Below are 20667 nucleotides of genomic sequence, written 5' to 3' on the forward strand. Positions count from 1 at the left end.
CCCATGAACGCTGCTTCACATCCCGTCGATCGGGTCCTGCCGCGCCGCCAGATGCTGACGCTCGGCCTGCAACACATGCTCGTCGCCTATATCGGCGCGATCGCGGTGCCGCTGATCGTCGCATCGGCGTTGAAGATGTCGCCCGCCGATACGACCGTGCTGATCAGCACCGCGCTGTTCTGTTCCGGCATCTCGACGATCCTGCAAACGGTCGGCGTCTGGAAACTCGGCGTGCGCCTGCCGATCCTGCAGGGCGTCGCATTCAGCAGCGTCGGCCCCGTGATCGCGATCGGCCTGACGCCGGGCGTGGGGTTCGCCGGCGTGTGCGGCGCGGTGATCGGCGCGGGCATCATCACGACCTTCGCCGCGCCGCTGGTCGGCCGGCTGCGCCGCCTGTTCCCGCCGGTCGTGACCGGCTGCATCGTCACCGTGATCGGGCTGCAGCTGTTTCCGGTCGCGTACCAGTGGGCCGGCGGCGGCGACGCGGCGAAGCTGCAGTTCGGCGAACTGTCGTTTCTCGCGGTCGCGCTCGTCGTCGCGGTCGTGATCCTCGCGGTCAACCGCTTCGCGAACGCGTTCCTGCGCAACCTGTCGGTGCTGATCGGGCTCGTCGCCGGCAGCCTGCTCGCGATCGCGCTCGGGATGGGCAACTTCACGAACGTCGCGGCCGCGCCGTGGTTCACCGTGCCCTACCCGTTCCACTTCGGCACGCCGGTGTTCGCGATCGTGCCGGTGCTGACGATGGTCGTCGTGATGATCGTGCAGATGGTCGAGTCGATGGGGCTGTTCGTCGCGATCGGCGATATCGTCGAGAAACAGGTGAGCGAGGAGGACGTCGTGCGCGGGCTGCGGGCAAACGGCGTCGCGAGCGCGATCGCCGGCACGTTCGCCGCGTTCCCGTTCATCGCGTTCATGGAGAACGTCGGGCTCGTGATCCTGACCGGCGTGCGCAGCCGCTGGATCGTCGCGGTCAGCGGCGTGCTGATGTGCGTCGTCGCGCTGGTGCCGAAGATCGGCGCGATCGTCGCGTCGACGCCGTCGGCCGCGCTCGGCGGTGCCGGTATCGCGATGTTCGGCGTCGTAGTCGCCGCCGGCGTGCAGACGCTCGCGAAGGTCGACTTCGAAGGCAACCGCTACAACGTGCTGATCGTCGGCTTCACGATCGCGACCGCGCTGATTCCGGTGATGGCGCCCAAGGTGTTCGCGCACATGCCCGACTGGACGCAGCCGTTCCTGCACAGCGGCGTCGTGCTCGCATGCCTCGTGTCGGTACTGCTCAACGCGCTGCTCAACGGTGTGCCGGCGGCCGCCCCCGTTGAATCGCACGTCCACGCCGACGCCGCGCACGGCAGCCCGATGGCACGCGAGTGCGACTGACGGGCTGCATGCCGCGCGCGGCATCGAGCCCGCGCGCGGCGCCTGACGAACCACAACCCGACTATCCGTATCCGAGGAGACCCGACCATGAGCGTTCCTTCTTCGCTGCTGATCCGCAACCCGATCGCGGTCATGAGCGGCCGCACCGGCGACGCCGCGCGGCTCGGCCAGGCCGACCTGCGCATCCGCGACGGCCGGATCGAGACGATTGCGCCTGATCTCACACCGCTGCCCGGTGAACGCGTGATCGACGCGACCGACTGCGTCGTCTACCCGGGCTGGGTCAACACGCATCACCACCTGTTCCAGAACCTGCTGAAGGCCGTGCCGGCCGGGATCAACGCCGGCCTGCAGGAATGGCTCGCGGCCGTGCCGTATCCGCGCGTCGCGCGCTTCACGCCGGCGCTCGCGCGCATCGCCGCACGGCTCGGCTTCGCGGAACTGCTGCTGTCCGGCGTGACGACCTGCGCCGATCACCACTACCTGTATCACGCGGGCGGCACGACCGAGACCGGCGACCTGCTGTTCGACGAAGCGGCCGCCTTCGGGATGCGCTTCGTGCTGTGCCGCGGCGGCGCATTGCAGGCGGCCGGCGATCATCCGGGCTTCGCCGGCACGACGTTGCAGCCCGAGACGCTCGACCGGATGCTTGCCGATATCGAGCGGCTGAAGGCGCGTTATCACGACGCGGGCACCGCATCGATGCGGCGCGTGGTCGTCGCCCCGACGACACCGACCTTCTCGCTGCCGCCCGACCTGCTGCCCGAAGTCGCGCGCGCCGCGCGCGGGATGGGCCTGCGGCTGCATTCGCACCTGTCGGAGACGACGCGTTACGTCGACTTCTGTCGCGAGCGCTACGGCAAGCTCCCGGTCGAATTCGTCGCCGAACACGAATGGCTCGGCCCCGACGTGTGGTTCGCGCACCTCGTCCATCTCGAGGAGAACGAAATCGCGCTGCTCGCCGAAACGGGCACCGGTTGCTCGCACTGCCCCGTCAGCAACGCGCGGCTCGGCAGCGGCATCGCGCCCGCGCCGCGCATGGCGGCGGCCGGCGTGCCGGTGTCCCTCGGCGTCGATGGTGTCGCGTCGAACGAATCCGGCAGCATGACGCACGAAGCGAATTTCGCCTGGCTCGTGCATCGTGCGGCGCACGGTGCGGCGGCCACCACCGCCGAGGAAGTGTTGCACTGGGGCACGCAAGGCGGCGCGCGCGTGCTCGGGCTGAACGCGGTCGGCACGCTGGAGGCGGGCCAGGCCGCCGATCTCGTGCTGTACGACGTGAGCGGGCCGCGCTTCAACGGCTTCCACGACTACGCCATTGCGCCGGTGACGGCCGGCGAGCCCGCGCCGGTGAAGTACAACATCGTGAACGGCCGCGTCGTGGTGGACAACGGCGAGATTCCGGGCCTCGACCTGGCCGCGCTGCGCCGCGAGGCGGTCGACGCCGTGCGGCAGTTGCTCGATTGAACGGACGCCCCGCGATGAATCCGCGCATCCGCATCGGCATCCTGACGCCGTCGTCGAACACCGCGCTCGAACCGTTGACGACCGCGATCGTCGCCGGGCTGCCAGACGTCAGCGTGCATTTCGCGCGCTTCACCGTGACCGAGATTGCGCTCACCGACGCCGCGCTCGACCAGTTCGACGCGGCGCGCATGCTCGTCGCGGCGCGGCAGCTCACCGACGCGCGGGTCGACGTGATCGGCTGGAGCGGCACGTCGGCTGGCTGGCTCGGATTCGAACGCGACGCGGCGCTGTGCCGCGTCATCGAGCAGGCCACCGGCATTCCGGCAACGTCGTCCGTGCTCGCGTTGAACGAGCTGCTCGAACGCACCGGCGTGCGGCGGCTCGGCCTCGTCACGCCGTATCTCGACGACGTGCAGCAGCGGATCGTGCGCCAGTATGCGCAACTCGGCATCGAATGCGTGGGCGAACAGCATCTCGGGTTGCGCGACAACTTCAGCTTCGCGGAGGTGCCCGATACGCAGATTGCGGCGCTGATACGCCAGGCTGCGCGGGCGCGCCCGGATGCGGTGGCGACGTTCTGCACGAACCTGCATGCCGCCCATCTGGCCGCGCCGTTCGAGCAGGCGACCGGGATCGCGGCTTATGACACGGTGTCGACCGTGGTGTGGAAAACGCTGAGGATGGCGGGGGTCGATACGCGCGTGCTGGCGCGATGGGGAAAGCTGTTCGAGATGAGCTGACGACGGACGCGGTGGACGGCCCGCGCCGGGCGTGTCTCATCATCGCGTGTCGGCTTCCTCGACGAAAATCTCGAACCACGCGTTCATCACGGCCCAGAAGTCCACCGGTTCGAGTTCGGTAGGACGCTCGTGCCACCAGATCCGCCCGGCCGGGTTGCCACCGCCGGCCGCTTCACTCGAATCGACGCACAGCCAGTCACCGCTGCCGTTATGAACTACGGTGCGCACGAGATCCGGGTTCACGCCGAGCGTGCGTATCTCGACAGGCGTCAGGTCGAGCTTGCCGGCGAGCGCAGCCTGATCGGCGAGCGGCAACGGCCCCATCGAATTCGCGGGAAAGAACGTCCAGCCGTCATGCACGGTTTGATGGAAACGCCGCAGCGCTTCAGGCAGCGCGGTCCACGGTGACACATCATCTGGCCACCGCTCGCCCAACGGCGCGCGGCCGACGAAGAAATTCAGGTCGTCGTGCTCGACCGTATACGGGTACAGCAGCGCGACGTCGCCGCCGTCGTTGCGGAACACGGCCGGACGCGCGAGGTTGTCGCGAAAGAACTGCGCGACGGCCGGCAATCGATCGATGATGGCGGCCCACATCTGCACGAGCCTGTCCGCGAGCAGGTCGTCCGGCGCGGCGAGCAACGCGCGCCATGCAGGCGGCACGTCGACATCGGCCGGCATCTCGTCCGCCGCGAGCCACACGTTGCCCGTCGCCCGAAAGCGCTTCAACTCCGCCGCATACACCGCTGCGCTCAATTCGATCATCGCGTGTCACCCTCGAAGGCCGGAATCCGCGCATTCTACTGCCCGCGTCGTCGCATCAATCGCGAATCGTCGGGATCGGGCCACCCGCCATGCGCGGGCCGCGCGCGCCCTCTTGGTGCGCCGCGCCGCCGCGAGTATGCTGGCAGTTCGAACTGCTCTCCAACCCGGGCGCATCCGTCATCGCGGGCACGCGCCGCTCACCGTCATTCACCACCGATGGATTTCGACGTCATCGTTCTCGGCGCAGGCATCGTCGGCGTCTCCGTGGCACTCCACCTGCAGGATCGCGGGCGCAAGGTCGCCCTCGTCGATCGCGGCGCGCCCGGCGAAGGCACGAGCTTCGGCAACGCGGGGCTGATCGAGCGCTCGTCGGTCGAACCGTATCCGTTCCCGCGCAGCCCGTTCACGCTGATGCGCTATGCGCTGAACCGCTCGACCGATCTCTACTGGCACAGCGCGTCGCTGCCCGCATTCGCGCCGTGGCTCGCGCGTTTCTGGTGGGAATCGGCGCCGCTGCGTCACGCGGCGGCGTCGCGCGACATGCTGCCGCTGATCGAGCGCTGCATCGTCGAGCACGACGCGCTGATCGCGCGGGCCGGCGCCGGCGAGCTCATCCGCGCGAACGGCTGGCTGGAAGCGTTCCGCACGCCCGCCGCATTCGAGCGCAGCGTGACCGAAGCCGCACTCACCGCGCGCCGCCACGGGCTCGGCATCACGCCGCTCGATGCGGCCGCGCTGAGCGCGCACGAACCGAGCCTCGCGCCCGGCTTCTGCGGCGCGCTGCACTGGCTCGATCCGAAAAGCGTCGTCGACCCGTCCGCGCTCGTCAAAGCGTACGCGCAACTCTTCGTGCAAGGCGGCGGCACGCTGCTGACGGGCGACGCCGCAAGCCTCGACGCGCTGTCGCCAGGCTGGCAGGTCAGGACGCAGGACGGCATGGCCGCCGCGCCGGCCGTGGTCGTCGCGCTCGGCCCGTGGTCCGACACGGTGTTCGGCAAGTTCGGCTACACGATCCCGCTGCGCGAGAAGCGCGGCTATCACATGCACTACGCGCCGTCCGCGCGCGGCGTGCCGTCGGCGCCGATCGTCGATCGCGAATACGGTTACGTGATCGCCCCGATGAAGCGCGGGCTGCGGCTGACGACCGGCGTCGAGATCGCGCGGCGCGGCGTGCCGCCCACCGGCGTGCAGCTCGAACGCGCGGAACGCGTCGCGCGGCCCGTGTTCGGCTTCGGTGAGCGGCTCGACCCGCAGCCCTGGCTCGGCTTCCGGCCGTGCACGCCCGACATGCGCCCGGTGATCGGCCCCGCGCCCGCGCATCGCGGGCTGTGGTTCGCGTTCGGGCACAACCATCACGGGCTGACGCTCGGCCCCGTCACCGGCCGCCTGCTGGCCGAGATGATGACCGGCGAAGCGCCGTTCACCGATCCGGCGCCGTATCGCGCGGATCGCTTCTGAACGGGCAACCGGTCACGCGTCGACGCGCGCTCAGTCGAGCGCGCGGCCGAAGATGCGGATCACTTCGTCGAGATGCTCGGCCATCGCGCGGCGCGCGGCGTCCGGGTCGCGTGCGCGGATCGCATCGAGGATCGCGCGGTGTTCGAGTTCCGACCGGTGCGGCATGTCGTTCGGCATGTACAGCGACTGCAGCCGCTGGAACATCAGGTCGTACTTGTGCGCGAGCAGCTGCTTGATCATCAGCGCATACGCGGCGTTGTCGCTCGCCTCCGCGATGCGGATGTGAAACAGCCGGTCGCCCGGATGCGTGAGCGAGCCGCTGAGGTTGTCTGCCTGGTTGCGCAGGAACGCCTCGTGGATCCCGTCGATCTGCTCGTCCGAGCCGTGCTTCGCGGCCAGCGACGCCGCTTCCGGCTCGATCAGCCGGCGCGCCTGCAGCAACGCGAACGGCGGGATTTCGGTATCGAGGTCGAGTGCGATGCCGAGTTCGGGATCGATCTCGACGATCGTGAACGGCGCGGCCTTCTCCGCAGGGACAGGCGCGGGCTCAGGCGCGGCGGCCGTTTCGGGATGGCGCACCTTCACGCCGTCGCCGACGCGCACGCTCACGCACCCGCGCACTTCGAGCGCGATCAGCGCCTCGCGCACCGAGGTGCGCGACACACCGAACTGTTCGGCCAGTTCGCGCTCGGGCGGCAGGTAGCTGCCCGGCGGAAAGTCGCCGGACTCGATCATCGCACTGAGCTTGTCGGCGATCTGCTGGTAGAGGCGGCGGTTCTGAATCGGCTGGATGGACATACGTCGGGACTGTGATCGGTTTCGTTCCGGACGGCCGCGCGCGCATCGCACGCAACCGTTTGCGCATATTCTAAAGGTTCGGCCCCGGGCACCGGGTGAAGAATCGATGCGACCGCAACCATCTGAACACCGTGGCGCCCGTCGTCATTCGTCCGACGAAGCGACACCCCCACGCGCACGCACGTGCGCTCACGTCGGCACCGCGTAGCAACGCGCGGCGGTGCCGCCCCACAGCGCGGTGCGCTCGGCCGCCGACAACCGCGATTCGGCCCAGCGCTCGATGACCGACGCCACTTCGTCATACGACGCCGCCAGCAGGCACACGGGCCAGTCCGACCCGAACATCAGCCGCTGCGGGCCGAACGCGTCGAGCGCCGTATCGAGACACTGCTCGATGCGCCGGACATCCTTCCCGCGCAGCCCGCGCTGCCAGTCGGCCTCGGTCACGAGCCCCGACAGCTTGCACACGACATGCGGCAGCGCGCCCAGCTCGCGCAACGCGGCGCGCCAGCGCGCGAGCGCCGTGTCGTCGCGCTCGAAGTCGGCGAGTGCGGGCTTGCCGACGTGATCGAGCACGAGCCAGTGCGCGTCGTGCCGCGCACAAAACGCCCACACGTCGCGCAACTGGCGCTCGAACACGAGCACGTCGTACACGTAGCCGTTCGCCTGCAGCCACGCGATGCCGCGGTTGAAACCCGGCTCCGCGACGAACGCGGTGGCATCGGCTTCGTCCTGCACCTGGTGACGGAAGCCGCGCAGCTTCGGGCTGCGCCATTCGGCAATGCGATCCGCGAGCTGCGGCGCGGCGAGATCCTCCCAGCCGACCACCGCCGCGATGCGCGCATCGTCGCGTGCGAGATCGAGCAGGAACGCCGTCTCGTCGCGCCCGGCGCGCGCCTGCACGGCGATCGACGCACCGAGCGCCTGCGCATGCATCAGCGGCCACAGCGCATCGGGCAGGTAGTCGCGCGCGAGCACGCCCATGCCGGGGCCGATCCACGGGTAATCGGCGGCGCGGTAGCGCCAGAAGTGCTGATGCGAATCGATACGCACTGCGCCCATGATGCCCTCGTGTCCGGTCGCCGCGGCGGCGGCGCGCGCCACCGCCGCGCGACGCAACGTTCAGTCGTACAACACCGCCGCGATCTTCGGATCGTCGATATTGGTCTTGTCGTACCAATAGAAACCGGTATCGATGACCTTCGGCAGCTTCTCGCCCTTGATCGCCTTCACGGCCGCCTCGACCGTCTTGTAGCCGATCCCGATCGGGTTCTGCGTGATCGCGCCGGCCATCAGCCCGCTGCGGATCGCGTCCTTCTGCTGCTTGCCGGAATCGTACCCGACGATCACTACCTTGCGCTTCATCTCGCGCACGCCGTTGACCACGCCGATCGCCGAGCCTTCGTTGGTGCCGAACAGCCCCTTGAGCTTCGGATACGCCTGCAGGATCGACTTCGTCACCTCGGTCGACTTCAGCTGGTCGCCTTCGCCGTACTGCACGGTCACGACCTGCACCTTCGGGTGCGCCGACTTCATCCGTTCGAGAAAGCCGTCGCGACGGTCGATGCCGGTGCGGCTCGTCTGGTCGTGCGCGACCACGGCCACCTCGCCCTCGTCGCCGATCAGCGCGGCGAGCTTGTCGGCGGCGAGCGACGCGGCGGCCTTGTTGTTGGTCGCGGCCGTCGTCACCGGGATGTCGCTGTCCACGCCCGAGTCGAACGCGATCACCGGGATCTTCTCGGCCTGCGCCTTCTTCAGGAGCGGCAGCGCGGCCTTGCTGTCGAGCGCCGCGAAGCCGAGCGCGGCCGGCTTCTTCGCGATCGCGGCCGACAGCATGTCGATCTGCTTGTCGACCATCGCCTCGGTCTCCGGCCCTTCGAACGTCACCTTCACCTTGTAGTCCTTCGCGGCCTGCGTCGCGCCCGCTTTCACGGCCTGCCAGAACTGATGCTGGAAGCCCTTCGAGATCAGCGGGATGTAGGTTTCCTGCGCCTGCGCGCCGGCCGTGACGCCGACGGCGAACGTCAGCCCGACGATCGCGTTCAACACCTTGCTCCTGATCACTTCGCGTCTCCTTTTTTCGTATCGACTCAACCGACTGGAACGACTGGGACGCCGGCCGGAACCGGCGATGAAGCACCTGCCTGCGTGAACGCGGCCGTCAGCGGCGCCGCCGGCGCAGGATATCGACGTAGACGGCGAGGATGATGATCACGCCCGTCACGACCGTCTGCCATTCCTGCGCGACCGACATGATGCGCAGGCCGTTCGTCAGCACGCTCATGATGAACGCGCCGATGATGGTGCCGACGATGCTGCCCGCGCCGCCCGACAGCGACGTGCCGCCGATCACGACGGCCGCGATCGCATCGAGCTCGTAGCCCTGCCCGAGCGCGGGCTGCGCGGAATTCAGCCGCGACGCGATCAGCAGCCCTGCGATCCCGCACACCGCGCCGCTGAACGTATAGACCGCGATTTTCCACGCATCGACGTTCACGCCCGACAGCCGCAGCGCTTCCTCGTTGCTGCCGAGCGCGAACGTGTAGCGGCCGAAGATCGTGCGGTTCAGCACGATCGACGCGCCGATCGCGACGAGGAACAGGATCAGCACCGCGTTCGGAATCGGCAGTGCCGGAATCAGGTTGCCGATCAGCGAGTCCTGCGCGATCGACGTGAAGCCCGGCGTGTCGTTGAAGTAGATCGGCCGCGTGCCCGAGATCACGAGCGACAGCCCCTTGAGCAGCATCATCATGCCGAGCGTCGCGATGAACGGCGGCACCTTCATCTTCGCGATCACGAAGCCCGATACGCTGCCCGACAGTGCGCCGAAGCACAACGCGGCCAGGATCCCGAGCGGCAGCGGCATTCCCCATTTCGTCAGCACGACGCCGGCCATCACCGCGCAGAACGTCATCAGCGTGCCGACCGACAGGTCGATGCCCGACGTGATGATCACGTAGGTACAGGCGACGGCCAGCACGCCGTTCACCGCGGTGGCCTGCAGGATCGCGACGAGGTTGTCGACTTCGAGGAAGTTCGGCGACGCGACGCTGAAGAACACGATCAGCAGCACGAGGCTCGCGAACGCGAGCAGCTTCTGCCGCGCGGCCGGGTTGAAGAAGCGCGACTTCAGGCTCAATGCGCCGGCCGGCGTGTCGCCGGACGCGAGGGGCGGAACGGGATGCGTATCGTTGGACATGATCGGGTAAGCGTCTCGGCGTCTGGTTCAGGACAACACGGTCGACTCGCGCTGCGTCGCGAGCTGCATGATCTTTTCCTGCGTGGCGTCGGCCGCGCGCAATTCGCCGGTCACGCGCCCTTCGCACATCACGAGAATCCGGTGGCTCATGCGCAGCACCTCGGGCAACTCCGACGAGATCATCACGATCGCCTTGCCGTCGGCGGCGAGCGCGTCGAGCAGCTTGTAGATCTCGCTTTTCGCGCCGACGTCGATGCCGCGCGTCGGTTCGTCGAAAAACAGGATGTCGCAGTCGCGCAGCAGCCACTTCGCGATCACGATCTTCTGCTGGTTGCCGCCCGACAGCAGCCGCGCCGGCTGCGCGACCGACGGTGTGCGGATCGCGAGCTGCCGCACGTACGACTGCGCGGTGTCGCGCAGCGCACGCGCATCGAGAAACACGCCGCGGCGCACGAAGCGGCGCATGCTCGACAGCGCGATGTTGTTCTGCACGTCCATTCCGACCGCGAGCCCGAAGTGCTTGCGATCCTCGGACAGGTAGCCGATCCCGTGCCTCACCGCGTCGGCCGGCGTGCGGATCGTCACGGTCCTGCCATGCACGCGGATCTCGCCCGCATCGACCGGGTCCGCGCCGAACATCGCGCGCGCGACCTCGGTGCGACCCGCGCCCATCAATCCGGCGAAGCCGAGGATCTCGCCGCGCCGCAGCGTGAAGCCGACATCGCGGATCGCACGGCCGCGCGACAGTCCGCGCACTTCGAGCGCGACGTCGTTTGCCGATGTATCGGGCGGCGTGCGGAATTCGGTCGCGAGCTGGCGGCCGACCATCATCGCGATGATCGCGTCCATCGACGTGTCCGCCATCGGCACGGTCGCCACGTACTTGCCGTCGCGCATCACGGTCACGCGATCGGCGATCTGGCGCAGCTCGTCCATCTTGTGCGAGATGTAGACGATGCCGACACCGTGCGCGCGCAGGTCGCCGATGATGCGGAACAGCTCGGCGATCTCCGCGTTGTTGAGCGCGGCGGTCGGCTCGTCCATGATCAGCACGCGCGAGTCGAACGACAGCGCCTTCGCGATCTCGACCATCTGCTGCTTGGCCACCGTGAGCCGGCCAACCGGCGTACGCGGGTCGAGATCGAGCCGCATCCGCGCGAAGATCGCGGCCGCGTCGCGGTTCAACTTGTCCTCGTCGACGAACACGCCGAAGCGGCCGCGCGGCTCGCGGCCGATGAAGATGTTCTGCGCGACGCTCAGGTGGTTCATCAGGTTCAGTTCCTGATGGATGATGCCGATCCCGAGCGCCTGCGCGGCGCGCGGATCGGCGATTTCCACCGCGCGGCCGTCCATCCGGATCTCGCCTTCGTCGCGCGGGTAGACGCCCGCCAGGATCTTCATCAGCGTCGACTTGCCGGCGCCGTTCTCGCCCATCAGCGCATGCACTTCGCCGGCACGCAGGTCGAAATGGCAGTCGTCGAGCGCCTGCACGCCGGGGAAGCGCTTGCCGATGCCGGTCAATGCGATCAACGGCGGTGCGGCGTTCGGAGTCGGGTCGGGTTGCATGGATCGCCGCCCTCAGCTGATCGCACGGTCGAGATGCGTATAGCCGCCGTCGACGAACAGCCACTGGCCCGTCGTGTGCGAGGCACGCGCCGACAGCAGGAACACGGCCGTATCGGCGATTTCGTCGGCCGTCGTGAAGCGTTGGCCGAGCGGCACCTTGCCCGCGATGCCGGCCAGCTTCGCGTCGGGGTCGTCGAAACTGTCGAGCCATCTCCGGTACAGCGGCGTCATCACCTCGGCCGGAATCACCGCGTTCACGCGCACGCCGTCGTCACGCAACGCGACGGCCCATTCGCGTGTCAACGCGAGCTGCGCGCCCTTCGATGCGCAATAGCCGCTCGTGTTGCCCTGCCCGGTGACGGCCGTCTTCGACGAAACGTTGACGATCGCGCCGCGCGTCGCCTTCAGGTGCGGCACGCTGTAGTGCGCCATCACGTAGTAGTGGATCAGGTTGCGTTCGAGCGACGCGACGAATGCGTCGCGCCCGGCATCGAGCCCGATGCTGTCGTTGACGCCCGCGTTGTTGACCAGGCCGTCGAGCCGGCCGAAGCGCGTGACCGTTTCCGCAACGGCATCGCGGCACTGCGCATCGTCCTGCAATTCGACCGGGATGCATGCGGCCTGCGGCTGCTTCTGCACGACGGTGCGCCAGAACGCATCGTCGGGCGCGTGGCGCGCGAACACCACCGGAATCGCGCCTTCCTCGGCCAGCCGCATCGAGATCGCGGCGCCGATGCCCGACGCGCCGCCGGTCACGATCACGACCTTGTGTTGCAGATTCAAATCCACTTCGCGTCTCCGTCGTTCATGGTGTCGGCACGCTCGACGCGTGTCAGCCGCGGAACCGGTATTGCTCCAGCGATTCGGGCTTCATCTCGATCGAGAAACCGGGCGTCGTCGGCGGCATGTACGCCGCGCCGCGCACGACGCACGGTTCGACGAAATGCTCGTGCAGGTGATCGACGTACTCGGTCACGCGCCCTTCCTTCGTGCCGGCAATGCAGACGTAATCGATCATCGACAGATGCTGCACGTACTCGCACAACCCGACGCCGCCCGCATGCGGGCACACGGGCAGCCCGTACTTCGCGGCCATCAGCATCACCGCGAGAATCTCGTTCACGCCGCCGAGCCGGCACGCGTCGATCTGCACGACGTCGATCGCGCCGCGCGCGATGAACTGCTTGAACAGCACGCGGTTCTGGCACATCTCGCCGGTCGCGACCTGCACGGGCGCGATCGCCTCGCGGATCTTGCGATGCCCCTCGACGTCGTCGGGGCTGGTCGGCTCCTCGATGAACCATGGCCGCGCGAACGCCAGCTCGCGCACCCAGTCGATCGCCTCGTCCACTTCCCACACCTGGTTCGCGTCGATCATCAGCTTGCGGTCCGGGCCGATCACCTCGCGCGCGATCGTCACGCGGCGAATGTCGTCCTCCAGGTTCGCGCCGACCTTCAGCTTCACGTACTCGAACCCGGCGTCGACGGCTTCGCGGCACAGCCGCCGCAGCTTGTCGTCGCTGTAGCCGAGCCAGCCGGCCGACGTCGTGTAGCACGGGTAACCGTCGCGCTCGAGCAGCGCGATCCGGTCGGCCTTGCCCGGCGCCTGCCGGCGCAGCAGGTCGAGCGCTTCGTCCGGCGTCAGGCAGTCGGTCAGGTAGCGGAAGTCGATCGCGCGCACCAGCTCCTCGGGGCGCATGTCGGCCACGAGCCGCCACAGCGGCTTGCGTTCGGCTTTCGCCCACAGATCCCACACCGCGTTGACGACCGCGCCCGTCGCCAGGTGGATCGCGCCCTTGTCGGGGCCGATCCAGCGCAACTGGCTGTCCGACGTCACGTGCCGCCAGAAGCGGCCCATGTCTTCGCGGATCCAGTCGAGGTCGAGGCCGACGACGAGGTGGCGCATCGCGTCGATCGCCGCGCGGCAGATTTCGTTGCCGCGCCCGATGGTGAACGTGAGCCCGTGACCTTCGAGCCCGTCATGGTCGGTTTCGAGCACGACGTAGGCCGCCGAGTAATCGGGGTCCGGGTTCATCGCATCGGAGCCGTCGAGCTGGCGCGAGGTCGGGAAGCGCACGTCGAGGACGCGCATCGATCGAATGATAGGCATGACGAACCGTCCGTTAAAGGAAATCAGGCCTGCACGGTGCGCTGGCGTTGCTCGCCGAGCCCGTCGATGCCGAGCGTGATCACCTGTCCGGCGCGCAGATAGACGGGCGGCTTCTGCCCGAGGCCGACGCCCGGCGGCGTGCCGGTCGAGATCACGTCGCCCGGCTGCAGGCTCATGAAACGGCTCAGGTAGCTGATCAGGTGCGGCACGCGGAACACCATCGTCGCGGTCGTGCCGTTCTGGTAGCGATGGCCGTCGACGTCGAGCCACAGCCGCAGCGCGTGCGGATCGGGCACTTCGTCGGCCGTCACGAGCCACGGCCCGAGCGGCCCGAACGTGTCGTTGCCCTTGCCCTTGTCCCAGGTGCCGCCGCGTTCGAGCTGGAATTCGCGCTCCGACACGTCGTTCACGACGCAGTAGCCTGCGACGTGCGACAGCGCGTCGGCTTCCGCGATGTAGCGGCCGCCCTGGCCGATCACCACGCCGAGCTCGACTTCCCAGTCGGTTTTTTCCGAGCCGCGCGGAATCTCGACGTCGTCGTTCGGGCCGGAGATCGCGCTCGTCCACTTGCCAAACACGACGGGCTCCTTCGGCACCTCCATCCCCGATTCGGCCGCGTGGTCGGAATAGTTGAGCCCGATGCAGATGAACTTGCCGACGCGGCCCACGCACGCGCCGAGCCGCGGCGTGCCTTCGACGAGCGGCAGCGACGACGGCGGAATGTCGCGCAGCCGCGCGAGCGAGGCGGGTGACAGCGCGTCGCCGGCGATGTCGTCGATCACGCCGGACAGGTCGCGAATGTGGCCCTGCGCATCGAGCAGGCCCGGCTTTTCATGGTGTTTGTCGCCAAATCTCAGCAGTTTCATGTCGCGTTGAGCCGATACGGAAAGTGAATGGGAGGCGCGGTCAGTTCGACCAGCCGCCGTCGATCAGGTGGATCGCGCCGGTCGTGAACGACGCTTCGTCGGACGCGAGGTACAGCGCGAGCGCGGCCACTTCCTCCGCGCGGCCGATACGGCCGATCGGCTGGCGCGCGACGAACGCCTGGCGCACCTCGTCGGTCGACACGTGGCGCGTGCGCGCCTGGTCCGCGATCCGCTGCGCCAGCGACGGCGATTCGATCGTGCCCGGGCAAATGGCGTTGCAGCGGATGCCCCGCTCGACGAAATCGGCGGCCACCGCCTTGGTCAGGCCGATCACGGCCGCCTTGGTCGTGCCGTAGACGAAGCGGTTGGGCACGCCCTTCACGCTCGACGCGGCCGACGCCATGTTGATGATCGACGCGCCGCCCGCTTCGAGCATCGCGGGCAGCAGCGCGCGGATCAGCCGATACATCGACGTGACGTTCAGGTTCAGCGAGAACGCCCATGCTTCGTCGTCGCAGTCGAGGATCGAGCCGTGGTGCACGTAGCCCGCGCAGTTGAACAGCACGTCGAATGCGCGTTCGCTCGCGGCGAGCACCGCGACGTCCCGCGCATCGGTCACGTCGAGCCGACGCGTGGCCAGCCGGCCGCCCGCGCGCTCGGCGTCGGCCTCGAGCCGCACGAGCGCGGCTTCGTTGATGTCGGTCGCCAGCACATCGGCGCCCTCGCTCGCGAAGCGCAGCGCGGTCGCGCGGCCGATGCCTTGCCCGGCCGCCGTCACCAGCGCGCGTTTGCCCTGCAATCTCATGAGCAACCTCCCGAAGAAGCCGGCCACCCGGCGGCCGATTGGCACAAAGGACTAAAGGTCCAACCAATCATAGGAAGTGAGGCCGCGTTTGTCACGGAATCGGGATTCAGTATTTACCCGGGTGGGGAAATCGGGCGTTCGAGCAGGAATTCGACGTTCAACGGCGCCCGGGGAGCACGCCCCCGGAATTCGGACAAACCCAATACCGGCGGGCCTTCCAGTGGGTTTTTTCGCGCGCGCCCAGCCCAATATCCGGCCAAACTGACGAAAAAGTCATGTTCACGTCAGGGTCTCAACGGGATGCGCGCGCCATCATGACGTACCGGACTGCGCATCCGGTCCATCGCCACCCCGCCCGCGTTCGATCCCTGCGGGCACCTCCGTCCCCCCGGCGATGGGCTCCGTGACTGGGCGAGCAGACACGGCGCGCAGGCCGATTTTCCGCCCCGGGCTTCGTGTCCGGGGCGTTTTTGTCTGTGGTTTCCAAGAAAATAAGCCTGGATTGTTTCTAAATCGGCAAAAGGTAATTTGAGCCAGACAGGATGTTTTTTCCGGTCACAGACGCTTACATTTAGCGCACCACTCATGGAAACCGCTACGGATTCGCCATCGGGTAGTGACATCCACTGCCATGACCGAACCGCACGAGCTTTAGGAAACGGCAAATGAAGGCCTCCAAATCCCTGCCTGCGCTCGATCCCGCCGACGTTCACGTCGAAATCCTCGAACGTTCCGATACGCTGCTCGTCGTCCGCTGGGTCGAGCCCGGCCGCTGTCACTACGGTGAACAGCGCTGGCGCCGCCGCTTCGCGCAACGCACCGGCACCTGCGCGCTGTCGCGCCAGGTGATCCACCGCGGCGACGAAGTCTTCCGCCCGGCCGAACGCCCGGCGCCCGCGAACGCGGCCGCGATGATCTCCGCCGCCGAAGTGCTCGCACTTGCCGGCGGCAGGTAAATCCCGCCGGCCGCGCGTCACCGCACGCGGCGCCATCCGCTGCGCCGGCCCTAGAAGCGCCGGTCTAGTTCCCCCGCTTGTCTGCCACGCCAGCGCGCACTATCGTTACACCACTCAATGTAATGATTACGTGCCGCGGCCGCCCGGCCGCGCCGAGGGAGGCAGACATGCATACATGGAGCGCGCGCCACGTCCCGGCGCAAGGCGGCAAGGTCGCGGTCGTGACCGGCGCCAACAGCGGGCTCGGCTGGCAGCTGGCGGAAACGCTGGCCGCGAAAGGCGCGACGGTCGTGATGGGCTGCCGCGACGCGGCCCGCGCCGCACAGGCGGCCGATGCGATCCGCCGGCTCCATCCCGATGCCCGTGTGGAAGTCGACGCGCTCGACCTCGCCGATCTCGCGTCGATCGCGCGCTTCGCAGCCGATGTGGCCGACCGCCATGGGCGCGTCGACATCCTCTGCAACAACGCCGGCGTGATGTTCCTGCCGCTGCGCCATACGCGCGACGGCTTCGAGATGCAGTTCGGCACCAACCACCTCGGCCATTTCGCGCTGACCGGCCATCTGCTGCCCGCGCTGCGCGCCGCGCGCCGGGCGCGGGTCGTGACGATGTCGAGCGGTTTGAACCGCGGCGGCCGGATCCGCGTCGACGACCTGCGCGCCGAACACCGCTACAACCGTTATCTCGCCTATTGCGACAGCAAGCTCGCGAATCTCGTGTTCGCGATCGAGCTGCAGCGCCGTTTCGAGCGCGCGGCGTTCGCCGGGATCAGCGTGGCCGCGCACCCGGGCTACGCGGCGACCAACCTGCAGTTCGCGGGCCCGGCGATGGACCGCTCGCCCGCCCGTGCCGCACTGATGCGCGCCGCGAACCGTTATCTCGCGCAGCCGGCCGACCAGGGCGCGCTACCCGCGATTCATGCGGCAACCTCGCCGGATCTCGCCGGTGGCGCTTACATCGGGCCGTCCGGCTGGTTCGAGTCGCGCGGGCTGCCGGCGCCCGCGAGCGTGCCACGCGCGGCGCGTGACGTGGCTTCCGCTGCGCTGCTGTGGGAAGCCTCGGAAGCCGCGACGGGCGTGCGTTTCCTCAGTTCGGGCGCATCGGCCGGACGCTCGCCGGGCCGGTCGTTCGACACGGCGGCCGAGGTGCGCTGAACCGCGCTTCGCCCGCCGCAATACTCGCCAGACTTGTTGCACCGACCGAAAAGAAAGCCGGTTGAAAGCCTGATTCGACGCGCCACTGTTACCACCCAGGAAACAATCTATCGTCAAAACCAGCGTTTACCCTGAACCTTCCGATGACTAAGATTTGATCAATCGCTTAAGACATGGTGTCGAGAGCGAACTCAATAAAACACCGGAGGTCATCATGAAATCGCTCGTTTCCGCAGTCGTTGCCGCTGCCGCCCTGTCCGCTTCGTTTGGCGCATTCGCTCAAAGCACCGTGACCCGCGCGCAAGTGCGCAACGAACTGGTCCAGCTCGAACAAGCCGGCTACAAGCCGGGCGTGGCAAGCCCGTACTACCCGAACGACATCCAGAGCGCCGAAGCGCGTGTTCATGGTGCCGACACCAGCGGCTACGGCGCACAACCGGCTCCGGCCGTCCACTCGGGCGCCCCGGCCGCATCGTCGAACGCTCGCGACTCGATCTTCTTCGGCCAGTAAGCCGATGCGCCCTCGGCGGGCGCCGCGCGTCGCGCGATGAAGAAATATCCGGACGAGCCCCCTTGCGGGGCTCGTCCGTTTTTATGAAACGCATACCTCCGCCGCCCGGCAACGGGTGGCTTCGCCCGGGCGCCTGGCGTCCGGGTGTTTTTTCATTTCCGAGGGACGCGTACGAGCAGGACGAAACCGCGCGCCCGTCAGCGCGACGCGGTCGCAGCCGGCACCGATCGCGACAGCACGCGCCACCGCGACAGCAACTCGTCGCGATCGACGTAACAGCCCTGCAAGTGCCGGCGGCCGGTCGACGGATCGAACTCGGTGCGCGCATGCAGCACGCGGCGGTTGTCGAACGCCCACATGTCGCCCGCCCGCAGCCGGCGCTGCACGCGAAAGCGCGGCTCGCGCGCCAGCGCGAGGAACCGCCGGTACGCGCGATAGACGGCCGCGACCGAGCCGGCCGGCGCATCGAGCGGCCCGCGCAGGAAGTTCGCGACACGCACCTCAGTCACATTGCCGCGCGCGTCGAGCCCGATCACCGGCGCCGAGCAGCGGTAGTCGCTGTTCGCGCTCTTGTTCCAGAACTCGAACGGCGTCGACGCGAGCTGTTCGAAATCGGCCGGATGCTCGCGCCGCAGCGCATCGGCCAGCGCGAAGCCGTCGAGGAACACGCTGTCGCCGCCGGTCGCGTCGTTCGCGAGGCAATGCAGGAACTGCACGCCCGGCTGCAGCTCGCGAGTCGGCAAGTCGGTGTGCGGCGGCAGGTTCAGCGACGTATACGCATTGCTGTCCGGGCGCGGCTTCGATTCGACGTCGAACAGCACGCCGAAATTGCTTTCGCGGATCAGCCCGATGCGGCGCGCGATCTCGTCGACACGGCCACGCTCGGCCGGCACGCCTTCGACGAGCGTCAGCCCCGTGCGTTGCAACGCGGCGAGCCACGCGAGCAATGCGCGGTCGTCCTCCATCAGGTCGCGCCACGCGAACACGCCGATGGCCGTCGCGTCGTCACCGGCCCACACGTGCCGCCCGTGCGCGGCCTGCCGCTCCGCGCGCGACGCGTCGTCGTATGCATGCGCACGCAACCAGCCCGGCGACCACGCGCTGCGATGTCCGTCATTCCACTCGACATGCAGCGCGCCGTCGGTTTCGACGTGCACCGTGAGCGCGGAGAGATCCTCGCGCGCATCGGCGATCTCGAACACCTGTTCACGCGTGACGGCATGCACGCATGCGGAACACGCGCAGTTGTCGCGCAGCCAGTCGAAATGAAACGGCGATCGTCGCGTGTCGCTCCATTCGACGTCCACCGCGCCGTCGCCAATCGTCGCCGCCGCAATGGCCACGTCGGCCGAAAACGTCCGCCAGTCCTCGATACGGTGTTGCGCTGCCTGCATCGTTGCCTCCCGGAAACGCCCGCTACGCGTGTGGTGCGAGCAGAAACTCGCCGACCGTCCGGTGCAGCCGCGCCGCCTGCGGGCTCGTTCCGAGCGCGCGCCAGCAGCCGTGCACCAGCCCTTCTCCCATCCAGTAATGCGCGGCCCCGCCAGCCGCGCGAATCCGTTCGACGTACACACGCGCGTCGTCGCGCAGCGGATCGTGTTCCGCGCCGATCGCCAGCACGGGCGGCAGGCCGTCGAAACGCGAAGCCGCGAGCGGTACCGACGCGCGCAGCAGCGGGTCGCCGTCTCCCAGCGCATCGAGCAAGCCGCCTTTCCAGTACAGTGCGCGATAGCGATGGACGTCGTCGAGCGTCAGCATCGGCGCATGCGCTTCCGTTTCGCACGCGGGCGATTGCGGTTCGAACCCGAGCATCGGATAGACGAGCGCGATGCCGTCAATGCCGCCTTCGCCCGCATCGCGCAACGCGGTGGCCACGGCTGCCGCGAGCATGCCGCCCGCGCTGTCGCCCGCGAGCGTCAGCGGATGCATGCACGGCCCGAACGGCCAGCGCGCATCGCGTGCAGCGCGCGTGACCGCCAGGCAATCTTCGAGCGCGGCCGGTGCGCGATGCTCGGGCGCGAGCCGATAGTCGACCGCGATCACGTCGAGCCCCGTATCGGCAGCCAGTTGCGCGGTGATCAGCGCATGACTGTCGAGCGAGCCGACGACGAAACCGCCGCCATGAAAGAACAGCACCGTGCCGCGTGGCGTGCCATGCGCGGACGTGTAACGCCGCAGCGCGATCGCACGGCCGTCGGCGGCATGCCAGACGGCGTCCTGCTGCACGATGCCGGCCGGCAGCACGGCCGGCGTCCATTCGGCCGCGAAGCGGTCGTACAGGCGGCGCTGTTCGGCGGGCGAGCGCGCCGCCGCGTCGGCCGGATACCACGCGTCGACAGCGGCAACGAACGTCGCGATTTCCGGTTCGAGCATCGTGTGCGCTCCGAGGTCGAAGGTTCGCGCAGGTTATCGGCGCGGCGGCAACCCGATCACGCGGCCCGCATACGCGGGCGCCGCGCAATCGCGCTGCAACGCATGCAGCTCGGCCACGCGTGCGGCCACGTCGTCGTCGAACGGCGCCGATTTCGCGCCGTCGCGCGTATCGACGTGCAGCAGCATCTGCTCGCTCGCCGATACCGCATCGTCGTGCCCGTCGGCGAACAGCTCGAGATACAGGTGCAGCCGCTTCGCGTCGTGTGCGAGCACGCGCGCGTCGACGCGCACCGGCGTGCCCTCCTTGATCTCGTGCAGGTAGTTCACATGCGCTTCGAGCGTGTAGACCGAGCGACCCCGCTCGCGACGCGCGGCGTCATCGAGGCCGATGCGATCCAGCAGCGCATCGGTCGCGAAGCTGAAGATCAGCAGGTAGAACGCATCGCGCAGGTGGCTGTTGTAGTCGACCCATTCGGGCCGCACCACGTCGCGGTAAATCGTCAGCGGGGTATCGCCGGTCAT

At 68.3% G+C, this 20667-nt stretch carries 20 protein-coding genes; 7 read left to right on the forward strand and 13 right to left on the reverse strand.

Features of this window, described 5'->3' with window-relative positions; genetic code table 11:
* Positions 1-3 precede the first annotated feature (3 nt).
* From CFB41_RS28170 to CFB41_RS28180, 3 genes are all read left to right on the forward strand, one after another.
* Positions 4-1377 carry a nucleobase:cation symporter-2 family protein gene (locus tag CFB41_RS28170; protein ID WP_089426885.1) on the forward strand — a complete coding sequence of 458 codons (1374 nt, stop codon included), beginning with the start codon at positions 4-6 and terminating at the stop codon, positions 1375-1377.
* Positions 1378-1464: 87 nt separating this feature from the next.
* Complete coding sequence (locus CFB41_RS28175; RefSeq protein ID WP_089458721.1) at positions 1465-2844, forward strand: amidohydrolase family protein; 1380 nt, start codon at positions 1465-1467, stop codon at positions 2842-2844.
* Positions 2845-2858: 14 nt separating this feature from the next.
* Positions 2859-3584, forward strand: a complete 726-nt coding sequence (locus CFB41_RS28180) for an aspartate/glutamate racemase family protein (protein ID WP_089458722.1) — start codon at positions 2859-2861, stop codon at positions 3582-3584.
* 39 nt (positions 3585-3623) lie between these two features.
* Here CFB41_RS28180 and CFB41_RS28185 read toward each other — a convergent pair whose 3' ends face one another.
* Positions 3624-4349, reverse strand: coding sequence for an SMI1/KNR4 family protein (locus tag CFB41_RS28185; protein ID WP_089458723.1), 726 nt, complete (start codon positions 4347-4349; stop codon positions 3624-3626).
* 216 nt (positions 4350-4565) lie between these two features.
* Here CFB41_RS28185 and CFB41_RS28190 point away from each other — a divergent pair, with 216 nt between their 5' ends.
* Entirely contained in the window at positions 4566-5807 is a 1242-nt protein-coding gene (locus CFB41_RS28190) for an FAD-binding oxidoreductase (protein ID WP_089458724.1), read from the forward strand.
* 30 nt (positions 5808-5837) lie between these two features.
* Here the strand turns inward: CFB41_RS28190 and CFB41_RS28195 are convergent, their stop codons facing one another.
* From CFB41_RS28195 to CFB41_RS28235, 9 genes are all read right to left on the reverse strand, one after another.
* Complete coding sequence (locus CFB41_RS28195; RefSeq protein WP_089458725.1) at positions 5838-6605, reverse strand: FadR/GntR family transcriptional regulator; 768 nt, start codon at positions 6603-6605, stop codon at positions 5838-5840.
* A gap of 189 nt (positions 6606-6794) precedes the next feature.
* Entirely contained in the window at positions 6795-7667 is an 873-nt protein-coding gene (locus CFB41_RS28200; RefSeq protein ID WP_089459018.1) for an amidohydrolase, read from the reverse strand.
* Between the two features lie 60 nt (positions 7668-7727).
* Positions 7728-8669 carry an ABC transporter substrate-binding protein gene (locus CFB41_RS28205; protein WP_089441826.1) on the reverse strand — a complete coding sequence of 314 codons (942 nt, stop codon included), beginning with the start codon at positions 8667-8669 and terminating at the stop codon, positions 7728-7730.
* A 97-nt stretch (positions 8670-8766) separates the two neighbouring features.
* Positions 8767-9804 (reverse strand): ABC transporter permease, encoded by a 1038-nt coding sequence (locus tag CFB41_RS28210; protein ID WP_089458726.1) that lies wholly within the window; start codon positions 9802-9804, stop codon positions 8767-8769.
* A 27-nt stretch (positions 9805-9831) separates the two neighbouring features.
* A complete protein-coding gene (locus CFB41_RS28215) occupies positions 9832-11370 on the reverse strand; it encodes a sugar ABC transporter ATP-binding protein (protein WP_089458727.1) in 1539 nt (512 codons plus the stop codon).
* A gap of 12 nt (positions 11371-11382) precedes the next feature.
* A complete protein-coding gene (locus tag CFB41_RS28220; protein ID WP_089458728.1) occupies positions 11383-12159 on the reverse strand; it encodes an SDR family oxidoreductase in 777 nt (258 codons plus the stop codon).
* Between the two features lie 43 nt (positions 12160-12202).
* Positions 12203-13480 carry an L-fuconate dehydratase gene (locus CFB41_RS28225; RefSeq protein WP_089458729.1) on the reverse strand — a complete coding sequence of 426 codons (1278 nt, stop codon included), beginning with the start codon at positions 13478-13480 and terminating at the stop codon, positions 12203-12205.
* A 23-nt stretch (positions 13481-13503) separates the two neighbouring features.
* Positions 13504-14346 carry an ureidoglycolate lyase gene (locus CFB41_RS28230; protein WP_089441821.1) on the reverse strand — a complete coding sequence of 281 codons (843 nt, stop codon included), beginning with the start codon at positions 14344-14346 and terminating at the stop codon, positions 13504-13506.
* A 40-nt stretch (positions 14347-14386) separates the two neighbouring features.
* On the reverse strand, positions 14387-15151 hold the full coding sequence (locus CFB41_RS28235) for an SDR family oxidoreductase (protein ID WP_089458730.1): 765 nt from the start codon (positions 15149-15151) through the stop codon (positions 14387-14389).
* Positions 15152-15816: 665 nt separating this feature from the next.
* Here CFB41_RS28235 and CFB41_RS28240 point away from each other — a divergent pair.
* The 3 genes from CFB41_RS28240 to CFB41_RS28250 all read left to right on the forward strand — a co-directional run bounded on the left by CFB41_RS28240 (position 15817) and on the right by CFB41_RS28250 (position 17772).
* A complete protein-coding gene (locus CFB41_RS28240) occupies positions 15817-16107 on the forward strand; it encodes a DUF3331 domain-containing protein (protein WP_039366241.1) in 291 nt (96 codons plus the stop codon).
* Between the two features lie 167 nt (positions 16108-16274).
* Positions 16275-17261 carry an oxidoreductase gene (locus CFB41_RS28245; RefSeq protein ID WP_089459019.1) on the forward strand — a complete coding sequence of 329 codons (987 nt, stop codon included), beginning with the start codon at positions 16275-16277 and terminating at the stop codon, positions 17259-17261.
* A 214-nt stretch (positions 17262-17475) separates the two neighbouring features.
* Positions 17476-17772 carry a DUF4148 domain-containing protein gene (locus tag CFB41_RS28250; RefSeq protein ID WP_089426868.1) on the forward strand — a complete coding sequence of 99 codons (297 nt, stop codon included), beginning with the start codon at positions 17476-17478 and terminating at the stop codon, positions 17770-17772.
* A 197-nt stretch (positions 17773-17969) separates the two neighbouring features.
* On the opposite strand, the gene CFB41_RS28255 is transcribed toward CFB41_RS28250, so the two are convergent.
* From CFB41_RS28255 to CFB41_RS28265, 3 genes are read right to left on the reverse strand one after another with little or no spacing between them, the layout of a single operon-like run.
* A complete protein-coding gene (locus tag CFB41_RS28255; protein ID WP_089458731.1) occupies positions 17970-19166 on the reverse strand; it encodes a TauD/TfdA family dioxygenase in 1197 nt (398 codons plus the stop codon).
* Between the two features lie 22 nt (positions 19167-19188).
* A complete protein-coding gene (locus CFB41_RS28260) occupies positions 19189-20145 on the reverse strand; it encodes an alpha/beta hydrolase (protein WP_089458732.1) in 957 nt (318 codons plus the stop codon).
* A 33-nt stretch (positions 20146-20178) separates the two neighbouring features.
* On the reverse strand, positions 20179-20667 hold the full coding sequence (locus CFB41_RS28265; protein ID WP_089458733.1) for a thioesterase family protein: 489 nt from the start codon (positions 20665-20667) through the stop codon (positions 20179-20181).

The organism is Burkholderia sp. AU33803 (assembly GCF_002223095.1).
In the GTDB taxonomy this organism is placed as follows: domain Bacteria; phylum Pseudomonadota; class Gammaproteobacteria; order Burkholderiales; family Burkholderiaceae; genus Burkholderia.

Bases quoted from the DNA above. Each gene is read 5' to 3' on its own strand.
- CFB41_RS28215 (WP_089458727.1), bottom strand. From the start codon at position 11,370: ATGCAACCCGACCCGACTCCGAACGCCGCACCGCCGTTGATCGCATTG.
- CFB41_RS28185 (WP_089458723.1), bottom strand. From the start codon at position 4,349: ATGATCGAATTGAGCGCAGCGGTGTATGCGGCGGAGTTGAAGCGCTTT.
- CFB41_RS28225 (WP_089458729.1), bottom strand. From the start codon at position 13,480: ATGCCTATCATTCGATCGATGCGCGTCCTCGACGTGCGCTTCCCGACC.
- CFB41_RS28260 (WP_089458732.1), bottom strand. From the start codon at position 20,145: ATGCTCGAACCGGAAATCGCGACGTTCGTTGCCGCTGTCGACGCGTGG.
- CFB41_RS28240 (WP_039366241.1), top strand. From the start codon at position 15,817: ATGAAGGCCTCCAAATCCCTGCCTGCGCTCGATCCCGCCGACGTTCAC.
- CFB41_RS28180 (WP_089458722.1), top strand. From the start codon at position 2,859: ATGAATCCGCGCATCCGCATCGGCATCCTGACGCCGTCGTCGAACACC.
- CFB41_RS28170 (WP_089426885.1), top strand. From the start codon at position 4: ATGAACGCTGCTTCACATCCCGTCGATCGGGTCCTGCCGCGCCGCCAG.
- CFB41_RS28230 (WP_089441821.1), bottom strand. From the start codon at position 14,346: ATGAAACTGCTGAGATTTGGCGACAAACACCATGAAAAGCCGGGCCTG.
- CFB41_RS28200 (WP_089459018.1), bottom strand. From the start codon at position 7,667: ATGGGCGCAGTGCGTATCGATTCGCATCAGCACTTCTGGCGCTACCGC.
- CFB41_RS28175 (WP_089458721.1), top strand. From the start codon at position 1,465: ATGAGCGTTCCTTCTTCGCTGCTGATCCGCAACCCGATCGCGGTCATG.
- CFB41_RS28195 (WP_089458725.1), bottom strand. From the start codon at position 6,605: ATGTCCATCCAGCCGATTCAGAACCGCCGCCTCTACCAGCAGATCGCC.
- CFB41_RS28255 (WP_089458731.1), bottom strand. From the start codon at position 19,166: ATGCAGGCAGCGCAACACCGTATCGAGGACTGGCGGACGTTTTCGGCC.
- CFB41_RS28190 (WP_089458724.1), top strand. From the start codon at position 4,566: ATGGATTTCGACGTCATCGTTCTCGGCGCAGGCATCGTCGGCGTCTCC.
- CFB41_RS28210 (WP_089458726.1), bottom strand. From the start codon at position 9,804: ATGTCCAACGATACGCATCCCGTTCCGCCCCTCGCGTCCGGCGACACG.
- CFB41_RS28235 (WP_089458730.1), bottom strand. From the start codon at position 15,151: ATGAGATTGCAGGGCAAACGCGCGCTGGTGACGGCGGCCGGGCAAGGC.
- CFB41_RS28250 (WP_089426868.1), top strand. From the start codon at position 17,476: ATGAAATCGCTCGTTTCCGCAGTCGTTGCCGCTGCCGCCCTGTCCGCT.
- CFB41_RS28245 (WP_089459019.1), top strand. From the start codon at position 16,275: ATGCATACATGGAGCGCGCGCCACGTCCCGGCGCAAGGCGGCAAGGTC.
- CFB41_RS28265 (WP_089458733.1), bottom strand. From the start codon at position 20,667: ATGACCGGCGATACCCCGCTGACGATTTACCGCGACGTGGTGCGGCCC.